Source organism: Mesorhizobium sp. WSM4935, from assembly GCF_029625735.1.
Classification (GTDB): domain Bacteria; phylum Pseudomonadota; class Alphaproteobacteria; order Rhizobiales; family Rhizobiaceae; genus Mesorhizobium.
Map to the genome: position 1 here is coordinate 154,327 of NZ_JARTVR010000004.1, position 17,866 is coordinate 172,192.

Sequence of the window (17,866 nt, forward strand, 5' to 3'; positions counted from 1 at the left end):
GCATCGCCGATCCATTGCCGCCAAGCAACCAAGCGAGGCGGTTACGTGGGGCGGGTGACGCGGAGGCGCGGGGCCTGGTGACGCGCAGACGCGCACCTGGGTGACGCGAAGACGCACCTGAGAGGATTAGGCAAGAGCATGAGAGCTTCCGGCGCGCGAAGCGGACCAACTCACGCCATCTCTAGGTCATCGAAGAGGAGACGTGGACATGACGACACAACGGAATGCGCTGGTGACCGGCGCCAACAAGGGCATAGGCCACGAGACCGTCCGGCGGCTGGCGGCATTGGGTTACAAGGTTTGGCTGGGCGCGCGCGACGCAGAGCGTGGCGAGACCGCCGCGCAGGCGTTGCGCGGCGAAGCGCTTGACGTCGAGTGGCTCGAGCTTGATGTCGCCAGCGACGACAGCGTGGCGACCGCAGCCAAGATGGTCGCGGCGCGGACACCCCGCCTGGACGTGCTGGTCAACAATGCCGGCATCGCTCCCGGCTATGTCGAGGGGCTCGGCCCGAACGGCCGCTATGAACGGCCGCCGAGCCGCGAGAGTGTCGCGGATATGAAAGCCACCTATGACGTCAACGTCTTCGGTCCGGTGCGGGTCACCCAGGCGTTCCTGCCGCTGCTCCTGGCATCGGCCGCTTCCCGCATTGTCATGGTGAGCAGCTATCTCGGTTCGTTGGCGCGCGCGGCCGGCAATAGCCAGTCGCCCAATGTCATGGGCTATGGCAGTTCGAAGACGGCGCTCAATGCCGTGACACTGGCCTTCGCCAGGGAACTCGCGCCGCGCGGCATCATGGTCAATGCGGCCGCTCCCGGCTACACCGCGACGGACCTCAACGCGCACAGAGGCGGCCGTACCGTGCAGCAGGCGGCAGAGATCATCGTGCGGCTGGCGACGCTGGAGCCAGGCGGACCGACAGGCGGCTATTTCGATGAGAACGGCGCGCTGCCCTGGTGAAAGCGCTGATTACTTCTTGAGCTTGCTCGCCTCACGCGCCAGCGCTTCGATCTCGTCCCATTTGCCGGCCTTGATGAGATCGTCCGGCGCCACCCAGGAGCCGCCGACGCAGATGACGTTGGGCAGGCTCAGATAATCGGCGGCGTTTTTGCCGGTGATACCGCCGGTCGGGCAGAATTTCACGTCCGCCAGCGGTGAGGCGAAGGCTTTCAGCGAAGCGATACCGCCGGACTGCTCGGCCGGGAAGAATTTCAGGAAGCGAAGGCCGGCCTCACGCGCGGCCATGATCTCGCCGGGTGTGATGGCGCCGGGCAGCAGTGGCACCGGGCTGTCCTTGGCCGCGTCGAGAAGCTGGCTGGTTATGCCGGGGCTGACGATGAATTTCGAGCCGGCGTGAGCTGCCTCGTCGAATTGCCTGGGATCGAGAATGGTGCCGGCGCCGACGACTGCTTCCTCGACTTCGGCCGCGACGCGCCGGATCGCTTCCAGCGCGTCGGCCGTGCGCAGCGTGATCTCGATGGCCCGCAAGCCGCCGCGCGACAAAGCGCGGGCGAGCGGCACGGCATCGGCGACATTGGCGATCTTGAGCACCGGGATAACCGGCTGACCGTTGAGGAGCGACAGGAGCTTTTCGGTCTTGCTGGTCATGTGCTGGTCTCCATTTCGATCATTTTAAACCGATTAGCAGAAGGGCCTGCTCAAGTCCACGAAGCCCGGCGTGTCGCGATGTCACGTCGTCATGCGACGGCAGTGTCTGCCTTGAAACGGCTTTCACCACGGTCTAGTGGCATGGCCATGACAATAGCGAAGGAAATCCAGCCCGTCCGCGTCGCCGCGCTCTATAAATTCGCCCGGCTCGACGGATACGAGGCGATGCGCGCGCCGCTCGCCGCTTTCTGTTGCGGGCGCGGCATCAAGGGCACGCTGCTTCTGGCGCATGAAGGCATCAACGGCACCGTCGCCGGCAGCGAGGAAGCGATCGCCGCGCTGATGGGTCACCTCGAGGCTCTCGAAGGTCTTGCCGGGCTGGAAGTCAAATACAGCAGCGCCGCCGAGATGCCGTTCCACCGCATGAAGGTGCGGTTGAAGCACGAGATCGTCACCATGGGCGTCGAGGATATCGACCCTGCGACCAGCGCCGGGACCTATGTCGCGCCGGCCGACTGGAACGCGCTGATCTCGGACGCCGACACCGTCGTGATCGACACGCGCAACGCTTACGAGGTCTCGCTCGGCACCTTCAGGGGCGCGGTCGATCCCAAGACGAGCAGCTTCCGCGAGTTCCCGGCCTGGGTGGAAGAGCACCGTGAGGAGCTCGAAGGCCGCAAGGTAGCGATGTTCTGCACCGGCGGCATTCGCTGCGAGAAGGCGACGGCCTATGTGAAGTCGCTCGGCCTCCAAAACGTCTTCCATCTCAAGGGCGGCATCCTGAAATATCTCGAAGAGGTGCCGGCCGAGGACAGCCTGTGGCAAGGCGAATGTTTCGTCTTCGACGAGCGGGTATCCGTCTCGCATGGACTGATCGAGGGCGAGGCGGAGCTCTGCCGCGCTTGCCGGTACCCTCTGACGGTCGAGGATCGGCTGTCGCCGAAATATACAATTGGCGTTTCATGCCCGCATTGCTTTGCAACGCGGTCCGATGCGGATCGCGAGCGTTATGCCGAACGCCATCGTCAGGTCGAACTTGCGCAAGCGCGCGGCGGCAAGCGCCATATTGGCAATTAGAGCGGCCAGCCCCGCGACCGAAAAGCCCGCGTCATTGTAATGTCAAAGCGCGAGGCCTACCTCTTGCCGGTCCGAAACTTTGCCCGCGCGCATTCGGCCGGGCCAATTCTGGAGGCATTGATGCTCGACCCCAAGAAGCTGCTCGACGACCTTCTCGGCTCGCAAATCCCTGGGACCGGCTCGACCGTCCGCGACAAGGCCGGGCAGGCGGTGCAGATGGCGAAGGACAATCCGCTGGCCGCCGGCGCGCTGGCTGCGGTGCTGCTCGGCACGGGCACAGGCCGGCAAGTGACGGGCGCGGCCATCAAGCTCGGCGGTCTGGCCGCCATCGGCGGTCTCGCCTACAAGGCCTATCAGAATTACAAGGCCGGCAACGAGCCGGCGCAGGCGCCCGCATCCGGCGAGCCGGAGCTGCTGCCGCCGCCGGCCGATTCCGCCTTCGACCCCGCGCAGGCGCCGCAGGGCGAGGCCGAGTTCACGCTGACCCTGGTCAGGGCGATGATCTCGGCGGCGAAGGCCGACGGCCATGTCGACGACGAAGAACGCAAGAAGATCGCCGACAAGCTCAAGCTCGCCGGCATCGGCGTGGAAGCGGAAAAGTTCCTGCTCGCCGAGCTGGAAAGCCCCCTCGATCTCGACACGCTGGTCGCCGGCGCCAAGACCGATGCGCAGAAGCTCGAGCTATACACTGCCTCGCGGCTGACCGTCGATCCCAACACGCGCGCCGAGCGCGGTTATCTCGACCTGCTCGCCGGCCGCCTCGGCCTGCCGGACGCGCTGGTCGATCATGTCGAGGCGACGGTTTCGGCGGCAAAGGTGCCGGCCGGCAGCGCGCCTAGTTCGCCGTGGTGAATCAGCGTTGGTAAACAACGCTGCGCACCGCCTTGCCGGTCGTTAATGTTTCGTTAACTCAGCAAGCGCATCATTCTAAACAGTCGGACCGGCTTTTCTTCCTCCCAAGCGCGGTTCAGATCGGGGCGGTCGCCAATGGCCGCCCTTTTTGTTGGCCTCCGTTTTATCGCCAACACCGGCTTGCCATGATCCCCGGCATTTGCGATGCCACGTCTTTCCACGCATGACCGGGAGGACGGCGATGACAGCCATACCAGAGAAGACCGCCATCGTTACCGGCGCCGGCACCGGCATCGGCAAGAGCGTCGCCACGGCGCTGCTCCAGGCGGGCTGGAACACCGTGTTCTGCGGCCGCCGCAAGACGCTGCTGGAAGAGGCGATCGCCGACGCGGGCAAGACGCAGGCCAAGGCATTGGCCGTCGCCTGCGACATCAGCAAGGCGGAGGAAGTCGACGACATGTTCGAGACCGTGCTCGAGGCCTTCGGCCGTGTCGACCTGCTCTTCAACAATGCCGGCATGGGTTACAAGTCGACGCTGATCGACGAGATCCCGGTCGAGGTCTGGAACGATGTCGTCGGCGTCAACCTCACCGGCTCGTTCCTGTGCGCCCGCGCGGCCTTCGGCGCCATGCGAAGGCAGAAGCCGATGGGTGGCCGCATCATCAACAACGGCTCGGTGTCGGCCTATGCACCGCGCCCCGGCTCAGCGCCCTACACGGCGACCAAGCACGCGATCACCGGGCTCACCAAGACGCTGGCGCTCGATGGCCGGCCCTTCGACATCGCCTGCGGCCAGATCGACATCGGCAACGCGCTGACCGAGATGGCGCAGCCGATGACGGTCGGCGTGCCGCAGGCCAACGGCTCGATCGCCGCCGAGGCGGTGATGGACGTGCAGCGCGTCGCCGACGCGGTGCTGCATATGGCGAGCCTGCCGCTCGACGCCAACGTGCTGTTCATGACCGTGATGGCGACGAAGATGCCGTTTGTCGGGCGCGGGTGAGCGCCTGACGGATCACTTCTTCAGAAACGCCTCGATCCGCTCCAGCGCGCGCAGGATGTTCTCCTCGGAATTGGCATAGGAAAGGCGGATATAACCTTCGCCGAGCACGCCGAAGTCGGGGCCGCCGATGAGCGCCACGCCGACATCCTCGAGCAGCGCCGAGGCAAGCTTCTTCGCCTTCCAGCCGGTCTTCGAGACGTTGGGGAACGCGTAGAAGGCGCCCTTCGGCGTGACGCAGGAAATGCCGGGGAGCGCATTCAGCCCTTCGACCACGATCTTCCTGCGGTTGTCGAAAGCGCGCATCATTTTCTCGACATCGTCCTGCGGGCCGTCAATCGCCGCGATGCCGGCGAACTGGCTCGGCGCGTTGACGCAGGACCAGCAATTGACGGCCAACTTGCGCACCTTGTCATAGAGATGCGCGCCCTTGTCGCCGTTTGGCCAGATCGACCAGCCCATGCGCCAGCCGGTCATCGCCCAGGTCTTCGACCAGCCGTTGAGCACGATCAGCCTGTCGCGGATTTCGGGGAAGTTGAGCAGCGAGCAGTGGGTCTCGCCGTCATAGGTCATGACGTCGTAGATCTCGTCCGACATGACGGCGACCTCGGGGTGCTTCTCCAGGCCCTTGACCAGCTTCTCGATCTCGGCGCGAGGCGTCACGCCACCGGTCGGATTGGCGGGCGAGTTGAGGATGAGCAGCCTCGTCCTGGGCGTGATCAGCGCCAGCGTCTCGTCGGCCGAGAAGGCAAAGCCGTTCTCCTCGCGGATCGGCACAGGCACCGGCGTGGCGCCGGTGAACTCGATCATCGAGCGATAGATCGGAAAGCCGGGATCGGGGTAGAGGATCTCGGTGCCGGCCTCGCCGAACATCAGGATCGCGGCGAACATGGTCGGCTTGCCGCCGGGCAGGATCATCACATTCTCGGGCGACACCTCGACGCCGGTGGTGGTCAGCGTGCGGCGCACGACCGCCTCGCGGGTGGCCAAGAGGCCGTTTGCCGGCGTGTAACCGTGGTGGCCGTCGCGCAGCGCCTTGATCGCCGCCTCGACAATGTGCTGCGGCGTCTTGAAGTCGGGCTGGCCGATGCCGAGGTTGATGATGTCGCGGCCCTGATGGGCTAGCGCGGTGGCCCTGGCCAGCACCGCGAAGGCGTTTTCCTCGCCGAGACGGTCGAAGGCCGCGATGGTGTGGAGCATTTTTCCCGTCCCTGTGGTTCTTTCTGTGAGCGAGCGTTTTTGTGACCGTCCGTTGGAAAAAGTCAACGGATTGGAGTGGCCGGTGTCGGAAGATCTGAAGAATTGGCAGCCGCGCCCGCGGCCGGAACGCAAGGCGATCGAGGGACGCACCGTCAGGCTCGAGCCGCTGAGCGCGGCAAAGCATGGCGACGGCCTCTACGAGGCCTCCTCGGTTTCCGATGCCGACGGACGTTTCGCCTGGCTGCCCGACTACCCGCCGGAAACCCGCGCCGCCTTTCAGCCTTGGCTCGACAAGGCGGAAGCGAGCGAGGATCCGCTGTTCTTCACCGTTATCGACAAGGCAAGCGGCAAGATCGCCGGACGGCAGACGCTGATGCGCATCGACGCCAACAATGGCGTCGGCGAAATCGGCAACATCTATTGGGGTCCGCTGGTCTCGCGTAAGCCGGCTGCGACCGAGGCGCAGTTCCTGTTCGCGAAATATCTTTTCGACGATCTCGGCTACCGCCGTTACGAGTGGAAATGCAACAACCGCAACGAACCCTCGAAGCGCGCCGCCGAGCGTTTCGGCTTCAAGTTCGAAGGCATCTTTCGCCAGCACCTTGTGGTCAAGGGTGAAAACCGCGATACGGCGTGGTATTCGATCATCGACAAGGAATGGCCGGCCTTGCGCAAAGCCTATGAAGGCTGGCTCGATCCGGCGAATTTCGACAGTGAAGGCGGCCAGAAGCGGCGGCTTGAGGATTTTCGCGCCGATTTCGGCGCATAGACCACGATTTCCGGAAGCGGGAAACCGCTTGCCGGGCAAGGTCAGACAGGAGTTCGGCAATGGCGCATGACCACGCTTCGCACGTTCATGGCCCGGCCGGTCACAGCCATGGCCCCGGACATGTGCATGGCTCGACCGACAAGAAGCGGGTGCTGATCGCGGCCTGCCTGACTGGCGGCTTCATGGTCGCCGAGGCGCTTGGCGGTCTGCTCACCGGTTCGCTGGCGCTGCTCGCGGATGCTGGCCATATGCTCGCCGATTCGATCGCGCTCGGCCTTGCCTGGTATGCCTTCCACCTGACGGGGCGTCCGGCCACCGGCCGGCTCACCTATGGCTTCGCGCGCGTGAAGACGCTGGTCGCCTACACCAACGGCATCGCCATCTTCGCCATCGCGCTCTGGATCGTCTACGAGGCTTGGGGGCGGCTGACGAACCCGGCGCCGGTGCTCGGCGGGCCGATGCTGCTGGTGGCGGTGGCAGGTCTCCTGGTCAATGTGGCCTCCTTCTTCGTGCTGCATGGCGGAGACCGCGAGAGCCTGAACATGCGCGGCGCCATCCTGCATGTACTGGGCGACCTGCTGGGTTCCGCGGCGGCGATCGCCGCCGCCATCATCATCGTGGCGACGGGGTGGACGCCGATCGATCCGATCCTCTCCGTCCTGGTGTCGCTGCTGATCCTGTCGACGGCATGGTCGCTGATGCGCGAGGCGGCCCATGTCCTGCTCGAAGGCGTGCCGGCAAGCCTCGACCGCGACCTGATCGCCAAGGACATCGAAGGCGCGGTCAAGGGCGTGCGCGAGGTGCATCACATGCATGTATGGTCGCTCGACGGGACGTCGAACATGGCGACGCTGCATGCCTGCCTAAACGACGGTGTCGATGCGCATATCGCGGTGAGCGCCATCAAAAAGCGGCTTGCGGTCAAGCACGGCATCGACCATGCCACGGTCGAGCCCGAGTTCGGACAATGCGCCGACAGCCATGATGAGCATGACCATCACCACGATCTCGACCATGCGAATGGCGCGCCCGCCGACCGCCGGCATTATCACTGATCCCGCCGTGACGATGAAACCGAACAGCCTCGAAACGAGGACCGCCCGCTGATGGACCGCGAGACAAAGAACGCGGCGATCGCCGCGGCGGTGATATTGCTGCTGTTCGGCCTCGCCGCCTATTTCCTGCCGGCCATCATGCTGGCCGCGGGCAAGGTGTCGACGGTGCTGGCGGCCGTCATCGCCGCGGTCTTCATGGTCGGGCTGTTCGTCGTCCTGTGGCTGCGCGGACGCAGCCAACGCAAGAAAGGTCTCTGAAGATGAGAATACTTATCACGGGCGCGGCCGGCATGGTTGGCCGCAAGCTCATAGCGCGGCTCGCCAGGGACGGCGCCTTGCGCGGCCGCAAAATTACGGCGCTGGACCTGCATGACATCGTGGCGCCGCAGGCGCCTGCGCTCGCGGGTGTCGATGTCTCGACCCACACCGGCGATCTATCCGCGCCCGGCGCCATGGCAGCCCTCGTGGCTCCGCGCCCGGATGTGATCTTCCATCTGGCGGGCATCGTCTCGGGCGAGGCGGAAGCCAATTTCGATCTGGGCTACAGGGTCAATCTCGACGGTACGCGCGCGCTGTTCGACGCGGTGCGCCTGGCGGCCTTTGCGCCGCGCCTCGTCTTCACTTCGTCGATCGCCGTGTTCGGCGCGCCGTTCCCGGACGTCATTCCGGACGAATTCCATCCGACGCCGCTCACCTCATACGGCACGCAGAAGCAGATGAGCGAAGCGCTGCTTGCCGACTATACGCGGCGCGGCTTCTTCGACGGCATCGGCATCCGGCTGCCGACGATCTGCGTGCGCCCCGGCAAGCCGAACAAGGCGGCGTCGAGCTTCTTCTCCGGCATCATCCGCGAGCCGCTTGCCGGGCAGGAGGCGATCCTGCCGGTGCCGCGCTCGGTGCTGCACACACATGCCAGCCCGCGCTCGGCGGTAAATTTCCTCATCCACGCGGCCGAAATCGACGGCGACAAGGTCGGTCCGCGCCGCAACCTCACAATGCCGGGCGTCGCCGTCACCGTCGGTGAACAGATCGAGGCGCTGGAGCGCATTGCCGGCGCCGAGGTCGCGAAGCGGATCCGCGAGCAGCCCGACGAGACGATCTGGGCGATCGTCAAGGGCTGGCCGACGCGCTTCGAGGCGAGGCGGGCGAGGGACCTCGGCTTCGCCGCTGAGAAGAGCTTTGACGAGATCATCCGCGCGCATATCGAGGATGAGCTTGGTGGGAAGATCGCCTGACAGGGTTCAGGCGCCGCCCGACAGGCTGGCCGACAGAAGCAGCAGTCCGACCAGGAAGATGAAGGCGGCGCCGCCGATCTCGACGATCGAATGGATGCGGTTGCCGATGCGTCCGTCGCCGGCGAAATAGACGGCCCAGTTCTTGGCTGTCACGGCGATCGTCGCCAGCGCCGAGACGGTGATCGCGGTACCGATCGACATCGCCAGCACCGACAGCAGCCCGCCCACCCATAGTCCATTGAGCAGCGCGAAGCTCAGCACGATCAGCGCGCCGGAGCAGGGGCGGATGCCGACGGCGGCCACCGCCGACCAGGCGGTCTTCCAGTCGAAGCGGTCACCCGAAAGCATCGCCGGGTCCGGCGCATGCGAATGGCCGCAGGTCTCACAGACTTCGCCGGGGCTATGGTCGTGGTGGTCATGACCGTGCGCGGCGCGATGGTGGTGATCATGCGCGCCATGATCGTGGCCATGCGCGTGCGAATGGTTATGATGATCGTGATCGTCATGCGCGTGCAGGGCATGGGAATGCGCGGCGTGCGCATGCGCATGGGCATGCGCGTGGCCTGCATGGGAATGCCCGCCATGCGAATGGCCGGCATGGGCGGCCGACAGGCTGTAAGCAGGCGTCCTGCCGAACAGGCGCAGGACCGACGGGCCGAGCTTGCGCCACAAAAGCCAGGCGCCGAACAGCGTCACCAGCACATAGCTCGAGATTTCGAGGAACCAGGCCGCGTCGGTCATCGAGATGGCGGTGCCGCGCAGCGCGAAATAGGCAAGCATCATGACGACAACCGCCGTCAGGCCCTGCAGCAGCGCCGAGACGAAGGAAAGCATGATGCCGCGCCTCAGCGCCACTTCGTTGGCGACCATGTAGGACGAGATCACCGCCTTGCCGTGGCCGGGGCCGGCGGCGTGGAAGATGCCGTAGGCGAAGGACAGCGCAATCAAAAGCCAGAGCTTGCTGCCGTCCTGGCGCATCGCCTTCATGGCGGCGGCCAGCGAATGATAGAATTCCTGCTGCCGGAGATTGATCCACATCAGGATATGGGCGAACGGACCCGTGGTGGTCGGCGCCATGCCGTCATTGGTGCCGATGCCGAGCGAGCTTTGCGCATGCGCTACGACAGGCCAATGGGCGATCACCAGAGTGGCGGCCAGCAGGCCGAGAGCTAAGCGGATATTCGTGGGGTGCCCGACGAATATCCGCTTAGATTCCCTTGTCTGTCGCGGGTTCGGATCGCAAAATCGTGGGACACTTTTGCGGAACCTGCTTGCGCGCAGCGACGGTTTCATCACCAAATTATCCTTCCGGCGGGCAGTTCAGCTCGAGCTTGGTGGCGAAGATCTTGCTCATGTCGGTGCCTGTCGGATCGTTGAAGAATGCGTCCGTCAGGGTTTTCTGGTTTTCCTTGATCGCCTCGTCCGGATCGGGCCGGATGACCTTCTTGGTGCAGGTCGAGGGCAAGCCTTCGACGGTGAGGTTGGCGTCGTCGGTAAAGTCGATCGCGGTGTAGAAGGTCGGATCGTAGACCCCGATGTCGATCTTGCCAGTGAGCTTGATCGGCGTCTTCGGCTGCGACTCGAACAGGATGATCAGCTGGTCGTTGTCGAAATTCGCCATCAGATGCGGCGGCGGCACCATGGGCACGTCCTTGCCGTCCTGGGTGACGAGCTGGAAATAGTTGAACTCGGCCAGCGAGGAATGGACGGTGTCGGCCACTTCCTTGAGCTCTTTGTCGTCAAGTTTCAGATCGGAGTTCTTGTCGAACTCCATCATCACTGTACTCGAAAACAGGTCGTCGAAGCGCCAAAGGTGGCGCAGCGCCGTCACACTTTGGTGATCCTGGCTGAGGATGACGTCGAGCCGGGCTTCGGCGAAGACATGTGGATGGACTTCAGCCTGCTCGACCGAGGCCAATGTGGCCGCAAGGGCCGAAGCCAGCATGGTTGCTTGCCGTTTCAGATGCATTCCGTGCCGCGATTCCATTGACTTAGAGCGGTTCTGCGTTCCACGCTGACCCGCTCCAACTATTTGTTTTGCGCAATTCCGGACGGAAAACCGCTACGCACTTTTCCTGGAATTGCTCTCGGGAGCGAGCCCGAGGGTTGACATAAAGCGGGCGAAATTGGGACGCCCGCCTCAGCTTCATCTTGATGCGCGCCGCTGCATGGGGACGGATGGCGCATCAGGCGGTGTCGCGTGTCCTGAACCAGTGCACCAGGAAGTCGACGAAGACGCGAACCTTGGCCGGCAGATAACGCCGGTGCGGATAGACGGCGAAGATGCCGGTGCCCGACAGGATGCGGTCGTCGAGCGCGGTGACCAGCCTGCCGGATGCGACATCGGGGGCGGCGATGAAATCCGGCAGCATGGCAAAGCCTAGGCCGGAAAGCGCGGCCGCTCTAGCCACGATCGGGCTGTTGACCTCGATCGGACCCGAAACGGCGACGCTGATGGAGTCCTCGCCCTCACCCTTGAAGCGCCAGTTGGACAGCGAGCGGCCGTTGGTGTCAACGATGCAGGGCATATTGGCGAGGTCCTGCGGCCGCGTCGGCGCGCCATGCTTGGCGATCAGCTCCGGCGAAGCGCAAAGCCTGACCGAAAACGGCGCCAGCCGCCTGGCGATCAGCGAGGAGTTCTCCAGCCGCGAGATGCGCACGGCAAGGTCGAAGCCTTCCTCGACCAGGTCGACGAAGCGGTCGTCGAGATGGATGTCGAGCACGATGTCGGGATGCTGCCTGGTGAAGTCGACCAGCGATTGGCCGATCGGCGCATCGGCGAAGGTGCGGGCGGCCGACAGCTTGATCCTGCCGCGGACGTCGCCGGAAGACTGGCGCACAGCCTCGGCGAGGCTGTCGACCTCGCGCACGATCTCGGAGGCGCGCTGATAATAGGTGTGGCCGGCTTCGGTCAGCGAGAACTGGCGTGTGGTGCGGTTCAAGAGCAGCGCGCCGAGCTCGTCCTCCAATTCGCGCACATATTTCGACAAGAGCGCCTTGGAGCGGCCGATCTTGCGCGCCGCGGCCGAAAAGCCTTCCGCCTCGACCACGTCGATGAAGGCGCGCATACGGGTCAATGTATCCATGGTCAGGCCTTTCGTGCCGCGTCGAGAATCCTGCGGCCGAGCCGTATCAGGGCAACGTCGCTGCCGGAAGGGCCGAGCAGCGAAAGGCCGAAGGGCGCGCCCTCGACGGAGCCGATCGGCAAGGTGATCTGCGGAAAGCCCGAAAGGCCGGAAAGGCACAGGAGATGCAGCGCCCTTTCGCGATAGGCCTGGAACTGTTCCGGCGTGCTGACGGCAAGCGGTGCCGCGCCGGGAACGGTCGGCAGCACCAGAAAGCCGTTGTTGCCGAGCAGCGCCCCAAGCTCGGCCCGGAACGCTAGGCGGCGCGCGGCTTCGGTGGCCGCAGTCGTGGCGTCGATGGTGCGGCCGAAGCCGAAACGCTCCTCGACGCCTGGGCTGAGGCGGCCGCCGGCCGAGATCCAGGGGCCATGCTCGCGCCAGGCCTCGAAGGCCTGCAAGCGACGAAAGCACCAGTAAAGCTCGTCGGGGAACGACGCGAAGGCGTATTCGGTCTCCACCGGCTGGCCGATGACGCGGGCTGCGAGCGCCTTCATGCGCGCATATTCGGCGGCTTCCGCCGGACCCGTGACAAAGGCGTCCAGCCAACGAATCGATAGCGGACGGTTGAGCGGGTGCTGGTGCGGGTCGCGGCCGAGCAGCAGCTTGCCGACCGCCTCATAGGTCTCGATGTCATCGGCGAACCAGCCGAAAGTGTCGAAGCTCGATGCCAGCTTCATCGCGCCGTCGAGCGAGATGCGGCCATGGGTGGTGCGCAGTCCGATCAGGCCGCAGAAGCTTGCCGGCGCGCGGATCGAGCCGCCGGTATCCGAGCCCGTGGCGATGTTCGCCAGCCCGCCGGCGACCGCGGCGGCCGAGCCCGAGGACGAGCCGCCGGTGACGCGGTCGGGGGCGGCGGGATTGACCGGGAAGGGGAAATTCGCGTTCTGGCCGAACAGCGAGAAGGCCAATTCGTCGGTCTGGGTCTTGCCGACGAATCGCGCGCCGGCATCGAGGATCGTCTGCACCGCGTGCGCCGTGCGCGAGGCGGCATGCCCCTCCTCGTATTTTTGCGGGTTGCCGCAGCCGGTGCGGTAGCCGGCGACGTCATAGATGTCCTTGACGGCCAGGCGCAGGCCGGCGAGCGGGCCCAATTCCGCATTTGCCACAGGCATTTGGCGCAGATCGAGGAAGGCGTTGAGCGGTCCTTGAGTTCCTGGCATCGTTCGATTTCCGGATACGGTGCGACCAACATTGTTCGATGCCGGAAATTTTACAACCGGGGCTTACGATTTTTATTGATTGTGAAAGCCTTCGCTCTTATATCGCGCTTGCCCAAAGTCGCACGTGCCTGTGGGTGTCCGCCGATCCTCGAATGGTGAGGGCAATCGGTAAGGTAACTGGAGCCAACCCCTCCAGTCGGTCAGTGGCCAACCACAAGACCGAGGACACCTTGAAGCAACGACGGTGCGGGCCTTTCTGGTTCTCTTCCGGTCGTCCAAAGACCGGGGTTACTAAAGAGGCACACCTTCATTGCCGGCAGTGCGGACGGGGTCTCCCATCCAAGCCAAGGCAGACAAAGCGAACCGAGGCCGGGCAAGGCCAAGGTTCACCGCCGCGAGACGGCATTTCATGGTTCCGGGGTCTCCACCGGCTGGTTCCATGGATTTGACGTCCCGCCTTTGTCCACCGCGAGTTCGCGAGGCTGAGCGCCCGCGTTCCGCAGCCTTTGTGCGCGCCGAAAGGCGCCAATGGAGAGACCTCGATGGCCACTCAGCGCATCCTTGATTTCCTCGCCACCCGACGTCCGAACGGCCCTTGCCTCGTCGTCGACCTCGATGTCGTGCGCGACAATTTCCGCGCCTTCGAGAAGGCGCTGCCTGATTCCAAGATCTATTATGCGGTGAAAGCAAACCCGGCGCCGGAAATCCTGCGCCTCCTTGCTGCGATGGGGTCGTCCTTCGACACCGCATCGGTTGCCGAGGTTGAGATGGCGATGGACGCCGGCGCGCCGGCCGATCGCATTTCCTTCGGCAACACCATCAAGAAGGAGCGTGACATCGCACGCGCCTACCAGCTCGGCATTCGCCTTTACGCGGTGGACTGCGTCGAGGAGGTCGAGAAGATCGCCCATGTCGCTCCCGGCTCGCGCGTGTTCTGCCGCGTGCTGACCGACGGAGAAGGCGCCGAGTGGCCGCTGTCGCGCAAGTTCGGCTGCGTGCCCAAGATGGCCGTCGACGTGCTGCGCCATGCCAAGGGACTCGGCCTCGAAGCCTATGGCGTGTCGTTCCATGTCGGCTCGCAGCAGACCGATCTTTCGGCCTGGGACCGTGCTCTGGGCGACGCCAAGAAGGTGTTCGCGACGCTCGCCGAGGAAGGCATCGTGCTCAAGATGGTCAATATGGGCGGCGGCTTCCCGACCCGTTACCTGAAGGACGTGCCGGCGGCGCAGGCCTACGGCCAGGCGATCTTCTCGGCGCTGCGCAAGCATTTCGGCAACGCGCTGCCCGAGACGATCATCGAGCCGGGCCGCGGCATGGTTGGCAATGCCGGCGTCATCAAGTCGGAAGTCGTGCTGATCTCGAAGAAGGCCGACAACGACAATGTGCGCTGGGTGTTCCTCGACATCGGCAAGTTCGGCGGTCTCGCCGAGACGATGGACGAGGCGATCCGCTACCCGATCGTCACCCGCCATGACGGCTCGGAAACCGCGCCTTGCGTGCTTGCCGGCCCGACCTGCGATTCGGCTGACGTGATGTACGAGAAGACGCCTTATCCGCTGCCCTTGTCGCTGACCATCGGCGACGAAGTGCTGATCGAAGGCACCGGAGCCTACACGACCACCTACTCGGCGGTCGCCTTCAACGGTTTCGAGCCTCTCCGATCCTACGTGATCTGAGCAGTTCGCAAGAACCGCTCGGATCAACCGGCGCGGGCGCCTGTCGCCCGCCCGGGCTCGCTTGTGGAACAGATCTCCGCTCGTGAAGGATCGCGGATATGGAATACCTGACCAAATCGGCCCTTGCGGCCACCGAAATTGCCCCCTCGTCCGGACCGTCGGCTGAGCTTTTCTCCGCGGGGGAGAAGAGCCCGATTGCGGCGGTGCTTCGTGGTGCATTTTCTGACGGCGAACCGGTTTCCACTTCGCCTGAAAATGCGCTGGCGCCCTCCCTTGCCCACCGGGCACAGGCTGGCTCGCGCGACGCGCCGGACGAGGGGGCCGCCCAAGCGCCGGCCTTGGTCATCGTCGGCGAAGGTGCGGGCGACATCGCAGCGCGCGAAGCGCTGCTCGACCGCGCCATGGGGCCGAAGCGCAAGAAGAAATCGTCCGAGAAGCTGCGGCGCGGCCGCCGGCCTTCGGAAGGCTTGGCCTTCGTCGCCCGCGATGCCTCGGGTGCGGTCGTCGGCACGGTGCGGCTTTGGGATGTCAGGCTGGGCGAGGGCGGTCCGGGGGCGCTTCTGCTCGGCCCGCTCGCGGTCGAGCCGGGCTTGAAGAGCGGCGGCATCGGCTCTGCGCTGATGCGGCATGCCATTGCCGAAGCCGCGCGGCTCGGCCATGGCGCGATCCTGCTCGTCGGCGATGCGCCCTACTATGGACGGTTCGGCTTCTCGGCCGACCGCACCGGGGCGCTTGCCATGCCCGGCCCCTATGAGCGGCATCGGCTTCTGGCGAGGGAGCTGAAGGAAGGCGCGCTGGACGGCGCCAAAGGCACGATCAAGGCCGCCGGCCGCAAGATCAAAGGGCAGGCGCCGGGCTTCGCGGCGTGAAGCCTTTGTTTTCGCGCCATTCTGGACGAAAAACCGCTGCGCACTTTTCCTGGAGTTGCTCCAGGCTCGACAAAAGCAAGAACGCCACCCATCGGGCGGCGTTTTTGCTTTGCGAAGGATCAGCCGAGCAGCTGGCTGAGCGCCATTGCGACCGTCATGTCGCCCTCGACCTTGAGCTTGCCGGCCATGAAGGCCATGGTCGGGTTGAGGTCGCCCGCGATCAGCGAATCCAGATCGTCGAGCGAGAGCTTGACGGTGCAGTCGGTCGGCGCGTCGGTGGTCGAGACGGTCGCGCCGTCGATGACGATGACGCCGTCGCTGCCGGTGTCGAACTTGACCGAATGTTCGAAGCCCGCGCTTGCCACGCGCGACCTGATCTTGTCGGCAATCTCCTGAACGCCCATGGCGGTTCTCCTCGTTGGTTGCATTGACGCGCACCGGCTCGTCGAGCCGCTGGGCGAGGTCGGCGCGCCGCGCCCAAGCGGTCGCCTTTCACCGGCGCATATAGCTTCGAGTTGACGTAAACGTCAACGCGGTCACCATGCGTCATGTCGCATCACGGGCAAGCAGGCAGCCGCGGCTAGTCCTAGAGGGAGGGCGATCAGTGTTCAGCCTGGAAGGGCCTGGTCATCGCCGCCGCCGTTTCGCCGGCATTCTTGCGGCGGCGAAGCGCGTTGTCGCGGATGTCGTCCTTGGAGAGGAAAGTGACCTGATCGATCAGCACCTCGTGCACCAGCTCGACGCCGACACGGGTGTTGATGGTGTCGCGGATCGACTTGCGGAAAGCGTCGAGATCAATCGATTCCTTCTTGGTGAAATCGATCTGCGGGTTGGAATAGAGATAGGAATAGACCTGATCGGTCATCAGCGCCTGCGCCGGGACCGACAGTTTCTTTATCTGTTCCGGCTCCACCGTGTAGACGAGCTTGGTGAGGAAGTAGCCGTCGATCGAGCCGTCGCGCAGCAGCGGCACCGAGATCATGTCGGTCTTGACGTAATCGAGGCCTCCCAGCATCGGCTTCGGCGGTTCGGCCGCGCCGCGCTGGCCAGCCGCCTGGAAGGAATAGAAGACCGCGCCGAGCGTCACGGCGCAGATCCACAGCGCGGCGGCGATGAATTTTATCATGTTTTATTGGCTTCGAGCATGATCTTGTCCGAAAACCGGCTTCCACTTTTCGGGATCATGCTCGGGCCATGCCGAACTCGCCGGCCGAATAGGTGCCGTCGGTATCGGCGCGCTGGATGGCGTTCCTCAGAAGCGTGGCGACCTCGTTGACGGCGTTGAGATGGGCAAGGATCGCCGCCTCGTTCTTCGCCAGCTTCTGACGCAGCCGCAGCAGACCTTCTTTATGCTGTTCAAGGAATTCGATCTCGTTAGCGCCCTTCAAGGCGCGGTTGAGCTCGTACAGATACCGGCTCTTGCGCGCGTTCGAGGCCTTGAGGTCGTAGGCCGTTCCGCTGCGGATACCAGCGGTCTCCTCGTCCACGACTTCCTCGATGCGGCCGATGATGGCGGCGAGGTTGCCGGGTCGAGCGGCGGCGGGCGTCTCCATTGCGTTGGTGCGCGCGGGAAGGTTGGAAAGGTCCGTTTGGTCGGCCATGTAGGTCCCTAGATCTTGATGTCCGTTTTTATGGTCGTTTCGTCACCGGTCATCGACCGTGCGGCTTTGCGCTCAAGCTCCTCGATCATCGAGGTCGAAAGCCTGGTCTGCTGGTCGATCTCTGCCTTCTGCGGTCCGCCGGCAACCGGGCCGACAGGCACCTTGTGCTTGCCGTCGAGATAGTGGTCGGCAAGCATCGATCGGGCGATGCCGATGCCGCCATGCGCTGCCATGACATCGGCCACCTTTTCGGCGAGCTGCGACTTCCACATGTCGCCGGCCAGGCCCTTGCCGTAAACGCCCTCGGTGTCCTTGGGCATCATGTTCTGGATGAAGGTCGTCAGCACCATCGCCTCGAAGCGCTGGAACTTCTTCGCCGGATTGGCGGCTTCCGCCTTGTCGGCCGCGGCGCGCGAGAGCACGGAACCGGCATCGACCGTCGCGGATGGATCGAGAGCGAACGGTGCCGGGGCGCCATTCGCCCGTCTGGCGAGCGCCGCGCGCGCAGCCTCGACATCGCCCGGCTCCGCTGCGCGGGCAACGTCCATGACGATGTCGCTGGGTGGGGAAATGGCCAAGAAAGTCTGCCCTTTGCCGGTTTTTGACAGCCGCACAATGACTGAACAAGCTTGTGGCAGGCT

20 protein-coding genes are annotated in these 17,866 nt (G+C 64.6%); 10 read left to right on the plus strand and 10 right to left on the minus strand.

What is annotated here, in order from left to right:
* Positions 1 to 208: 208 nt before the first annotated feature.
* Positions 209 to 958 carry an SDR family oxidoreductase gene (locus P9273_RS12345; protein ID WP_278049159.1) on the plus strand — a complete coding sequence of 250 codons (750 nt, stop codon included), beginning with the start codon at positions 209 to 211 and terminating at the stop codon, positions 956 to 958.
* Between the two features lie 9 nt (positions 959 to 967).
* Here the strand turns inward: P9273_RS12345 and P9273_RS12350 are convergent, their stop codons facing one another.
* Positions 968 to 1,606 (minus strand): 2-dehydro-3-deoxy-phosphogluconate aldolase, encoded by a 639-nt coding sequence (locus P9273_RS12350; RefSeq protein WP_278049160.1) that lies wholly within the window; start codon positions 1,604 to 1,606, stop codon positions 968 to 970.
* A 147-nt stretch (positions 1,607 to 1,753) separates the two neighbouring features.
* On the opposite strand from P9273_RS12350, the gene trhO reads away from it, so the two are divergent.
* The 3 genes from trhO to P9273_RS12365 all read left to right on the plus strand — a co-directional run bounded on the left by trhO (position 1,754) and on the right by P9273_RS12365 (position 4,538).
* Positions 1,754 to 2,683, plus strand: a complete 930-nt coding sequence (gene trhO / locus P9273_RS12355) for an oxygen-dependent tRNA uridine(34) hydroxylase TrhO (RefSeq protein ID WP_278049161.1) — start codon at positions 1,754 to 1,756, stop codon at positions 2,681 to 2,683.
* A gap of 120 nt (positions 2,684 to 2,803) precedes the next feature.
* A complete protein-coding gene (locus P9273_RS12360) occupies positions 2,804 to 3,535 on the plus strand; it encodes a tellurite resistance TerB family protein (protein WP_278049162.1) in 732 nt (243 codons plus the stop codon).
* A gap of 241 nt (positions 3,536 to 3,776) precedes the next feature.
* A complete protein-coding gene (locus tag P9273_RS12365; protein WP_040997709.1) occupies positions 3,777 to 4,538 on the plus strand; it encodes an SDR family oxidoreductase in 762 nt (253 codons plus the stop codon).
* Positions 4,539 to 4,550: 12 nt separating this feature from the next.
* Here P9273_RS12365 and P9273_RS12370 read toward each other — a convergent pair whose 3' ends face one another.
* On the minus strand, positions 4,551 to 5,735 hold the full coding sequence (locus P9273_RS12370; protein ID WP_278049163.1) for a pyridoxal phosphate-dependent aminotransferase: 1,185 nt from the start codon (positions 5,733 to 5,735) through the stop codon (positions 4,551 to 4,553).
* An 82-nt stretch (positions 5,736 to 5,817) separates the two neighbouring features.
* Between P9273_RS12370 and P9273_RS12375 the strand changes: the two genes are divergently transcribed.
* The 4 genes from P9273_RS12375 to denD are packed head-to-tail and all read left to right on the plus strand — an operon-like array spanning position 5,818 to position 8,794.
* The gene (locus tag P9273_RS12375) at positions 5,818 to 6,504 is read left to right on the plus strand and encodes a GNAT family N-acetyltransferase (RefSeq protein ID WP_040997707.1); all 687 of its coding nucleotides are present in this window, start codon (positions 5,818 to 5,820) and stop codon (positions 6,502 to 6,504) included.
* A 59-nt stretch (positions 6,505 to 6,563) separates the two neighbouring features.
* On the plus strand, positions 6,564 to 7,559 hold the full coding sequence (locus P9273_RS12380) for a cation diffusion facilitator family transporter (protein WP_278049164.1): 996 nt from the start codon (positions 6,564 to 6,566) through the stop codon (positions 7,557 to 7,559).
* Between the two features lie 51 nt (positions 7,560 to 7,610).
* Positions 7,611 to 7,817, plus strand: a complete 207-nt coding sequence (locus P9273_RS12385; protein ID WP_278049165.1) for a hypothetical protein — start codon at positions 7,611 to 7,613, stop codon at positions 7,815 to 7,817.
* 2 nt (positions 7,818 to 7,819) lie between these two features.
* A complete protein-coding gene (gene denD, locus P9273_RS12390) occupies positions 7,820 to 8,794 on the plus strand; it encodes a D-erythronate dehydrogenase (protein WP_278049166.1) in 975 nt (324 codons plus the stop codon).
* Between the two features lie 6 nt (positions 8,795 to 8,800).
* On the opposite strand, the gene P9273_RS12395 is transcribed toward denD, so the two are convergent.
* The 4 genes from P9273_RS12395 to P9273_RS12410 all read right to left on the minus strand — a co-directional run bounded on the left by P9273_RS12395 (position 8,801) and on the right by P9273_RS12410 (position 13,079).
* A complete protein-coding gene (locus tag P9273_RS12395; RefSeq protein WP_278049167.1) occupies positions 8,801 to 9,937 on the minus strand; it encodes a nickel/cobalt transporter in 1,137 nt (378 codons plus the stop codon).
* Positions 9,938 to 10,094: 157 nt separating this feature from the next.
* A complete protein-coding gene (locus P9273_RS12400) occupies positions 10,095 to 10,763 on the minus strand; it encodes a DUF1007 family protein (protein WP_278049168.1) in 669 nt (222 codons plus the stop codon).
* A 217-nt stretch (positions 10,764 to 10,980) separates the two neighbouring features.
* Complete coding sequence (locus tag P9273_RS12405; RefSeq protein WP_040997168.1) at positions 10,981 to 11,880, minus strand: LysR family transcriptional regulator; 900 nt, start codon at positions 11,878 to 11,880, stop codon at positions 10,981 to 10,983.
* Positions 11,881 to 11,882: 2 nt separating this feature from the next.
* Positions 11,883 to 13,079, minus strand: a complete 1,197-nt coding sequence (locus tag P9273_RS12410; protein WP_278049169.1) for an amidase — start codon at positions 13,077 to 13,079, stop codon at positions 11,883 to 11,885.
* A 542-nt stretch (positions 13,080 to 13,621) separates the two neighbouring features.
* Here P9273_RS12410 and odc2 point away from each other — a divergent pair.
* The gene (gene odc2 / locus P9273_RS12415) at positions 13,622 to 14,755 is read left to right on the plus strand and encodes an ornithine/lysine decarboxylase (protein ID WP_278049170.1); all 1,134 of its coding nucleotides are present in this window, start codon (positions 13,622 to 13,624) and stop codon (positions 14,753 to 14,755) included.
* A gap of 338 nt (positions 14,756 to 15,093) precedes the next feature.
* A complete protein-coding gene (locus P9273_RS12420; protein WP_278049518.1) occupies positions 15,094 to 15,624 on the plus strand; it encodes a GNAT family N-acetyltransferase in 531 nt (176 codons plus the stop codon).
* Between the two features lie 119 nt (positions 15,625 to 15,743).
* On the opposite strand, the gene P9273_RS12425 is transcribed toward P9273_RS12420, so the two are convergent.
* From P9273_RS12425 to P9273_RS12440, 4 genes are all read right to left on the minus strand, one after another.
* Positions 15,744 to 16,028, minus strand: coding sequence for an SCP2 sterol-binding domain-containing protein (locus tag P9273_RS12425; RefSeq protein ID WP_040997164.1), 285 nt, complete (start codon positions 16,026 to 16,028; stop codon positions 15,744 to 15,746).
* Between the two features lie 197 nt (positions 16,029 to 16,225).
* Positions 16,226 to 16,750, minus strand: coding sequence for a hypothetical protein (locus tag P9273_RS12430; RefSeq protein WP_278049171.1), 525 nt, complete (start codon positions 16,748 to 16,750; stop codon positions 16,226 to 16,228).
* A gap of 55 nt (positions 16,751 to 16,805) precedes the next feature.
* Positions 16,806 to 17,225, minus strand: a complete 420-nt coding sequence (locus P9273_RS12435) for a hypothetical protein (RefSeq protein ID WP_278049172.1) — start codon at positions 17,223 to 17,225, stop codon at positions 16,806 to 16,808.
* Positions 17,226 to 17,233: 8 nt separating this feature from the next.
* Positions 17,234 to 17,803 carry a rod-binding protein gene (locus P9273_RS12440; RefSeq protein WP_278049173.1) on the minus strand — a complete coding sequence of 190 codons (570 nt, stop codon included), beginning with the start codon at positions 17,801 to 17,803 and terminating at the stop codon, positions 17,234 to 17,236.
* Positions 17,804 to 17,866: the final 63 nt, after the last annotated feature.

Coding starts and splice junctions, on each gene's coding strand:
- P9273_RS12435 (WP_278049172.1), bottom strand. CDS start 17,225: ATGGCCGACCAAACGGACCTTTCCAACCTTCCCGCGCGCACCAACGCA.
- denD (WP_278049166.1), top strand. CDS start 7,820: ATGAGAATACTTATCACGGGCGCGGCCGGCATGGTTGGCCGCAAGCTC.
- P9273_RS12370 (WP_278049163.1), bottom strand. CDS start 5,735: ATGCTCCACACCATCGCGGCCTTCGACCGTCTCGGCGAGGAAAACGCC.
- P9273_RS12430 (WP_278049171.1), bottom strand. CDS start 16,750: ATGATAAAATTCATCGCCGCCGCGCTGTGGATCTGCGCCGTGACGCTC.
- P9273_RS12425 (WP_040997164.1), bottom strand. CDS start 16,028: ATGGGCGTTCAGGAGATTGCCGACAAGATCAGGTCGCGCGTGGCAAGC.
- P9273_RS12345 (WP_278049159.1), top strand. CDS start 209: ATGACGACACAACGGAATGCGCTGGTGACCGGCGCCAACAAGGGCATA.
- P9273_RS12350 (WP_278049160.1), bottom strand. CDS start 1,606: ATGACCAGCAAGACCGAAAAGCTCCTGTCGCTCCTCAACGGTCAGCCG.
- odc2 (WP_278049170.1), top strand. CDS start 13,622: ATGGCCACTCAGCGCATCCTTGATTTCCTCGCCACCCGACGTCCGAAC.
- P9273_RS12385 (WP_278049165.1), top strand. CDS start 7,611: ATGGACCGCGAGACAAAGAACGCGGCGATCGCCGCGGCGGTGATATTG.
- P9273_RS12410 (WP_278049169.1), bottom strand. CDS start 13,079: ATGCCAGGAACTCAAGGACCGCTCAACGCCTTCCTCGATCTGCGCCAA.
- trhO (WP_278049161.1), top strand. CDS start 1,754: ATGACAATAGCGAAGGAAATCCAGCCCGTCCGCGTCGCCGCGCTCTAT.
- P9273_RS12360 (WP_278049162.1), top strand. CDS start 2,804: ATGCTCGACCCCAAGAAGCTGCTCGACGACCTTCTCGGCTCGCAAATC.
- P9273_RS12380 (WP_278049164.1), top strand. CDS start 6,564: ATGGCGCATGACCACGCTTCGCACGTTCATGGCCCGGCCGGTCACAGC.
- P9273_RS12365 (WP_040997709.1), top strand. CDS start 3,777: ATGACAGCCATACCAGAGAAGACCGCCATCGTTACCGGCGCCGGCACC.
- P9273_RS12400 (WP_278049168.1), bottom strand. CDS start 10,763: ATGCATCTGAAACGGCAAGCAACCATGCTGGCTTCGGCCCTTGCGGCC.
- P9273_RS12405 (WP_040997168.1), bottom strand. CDS start 11,880: ATGGATACATTGACCCGTATGCGCGCCTTCATCGACGTGGTCGAGGCG.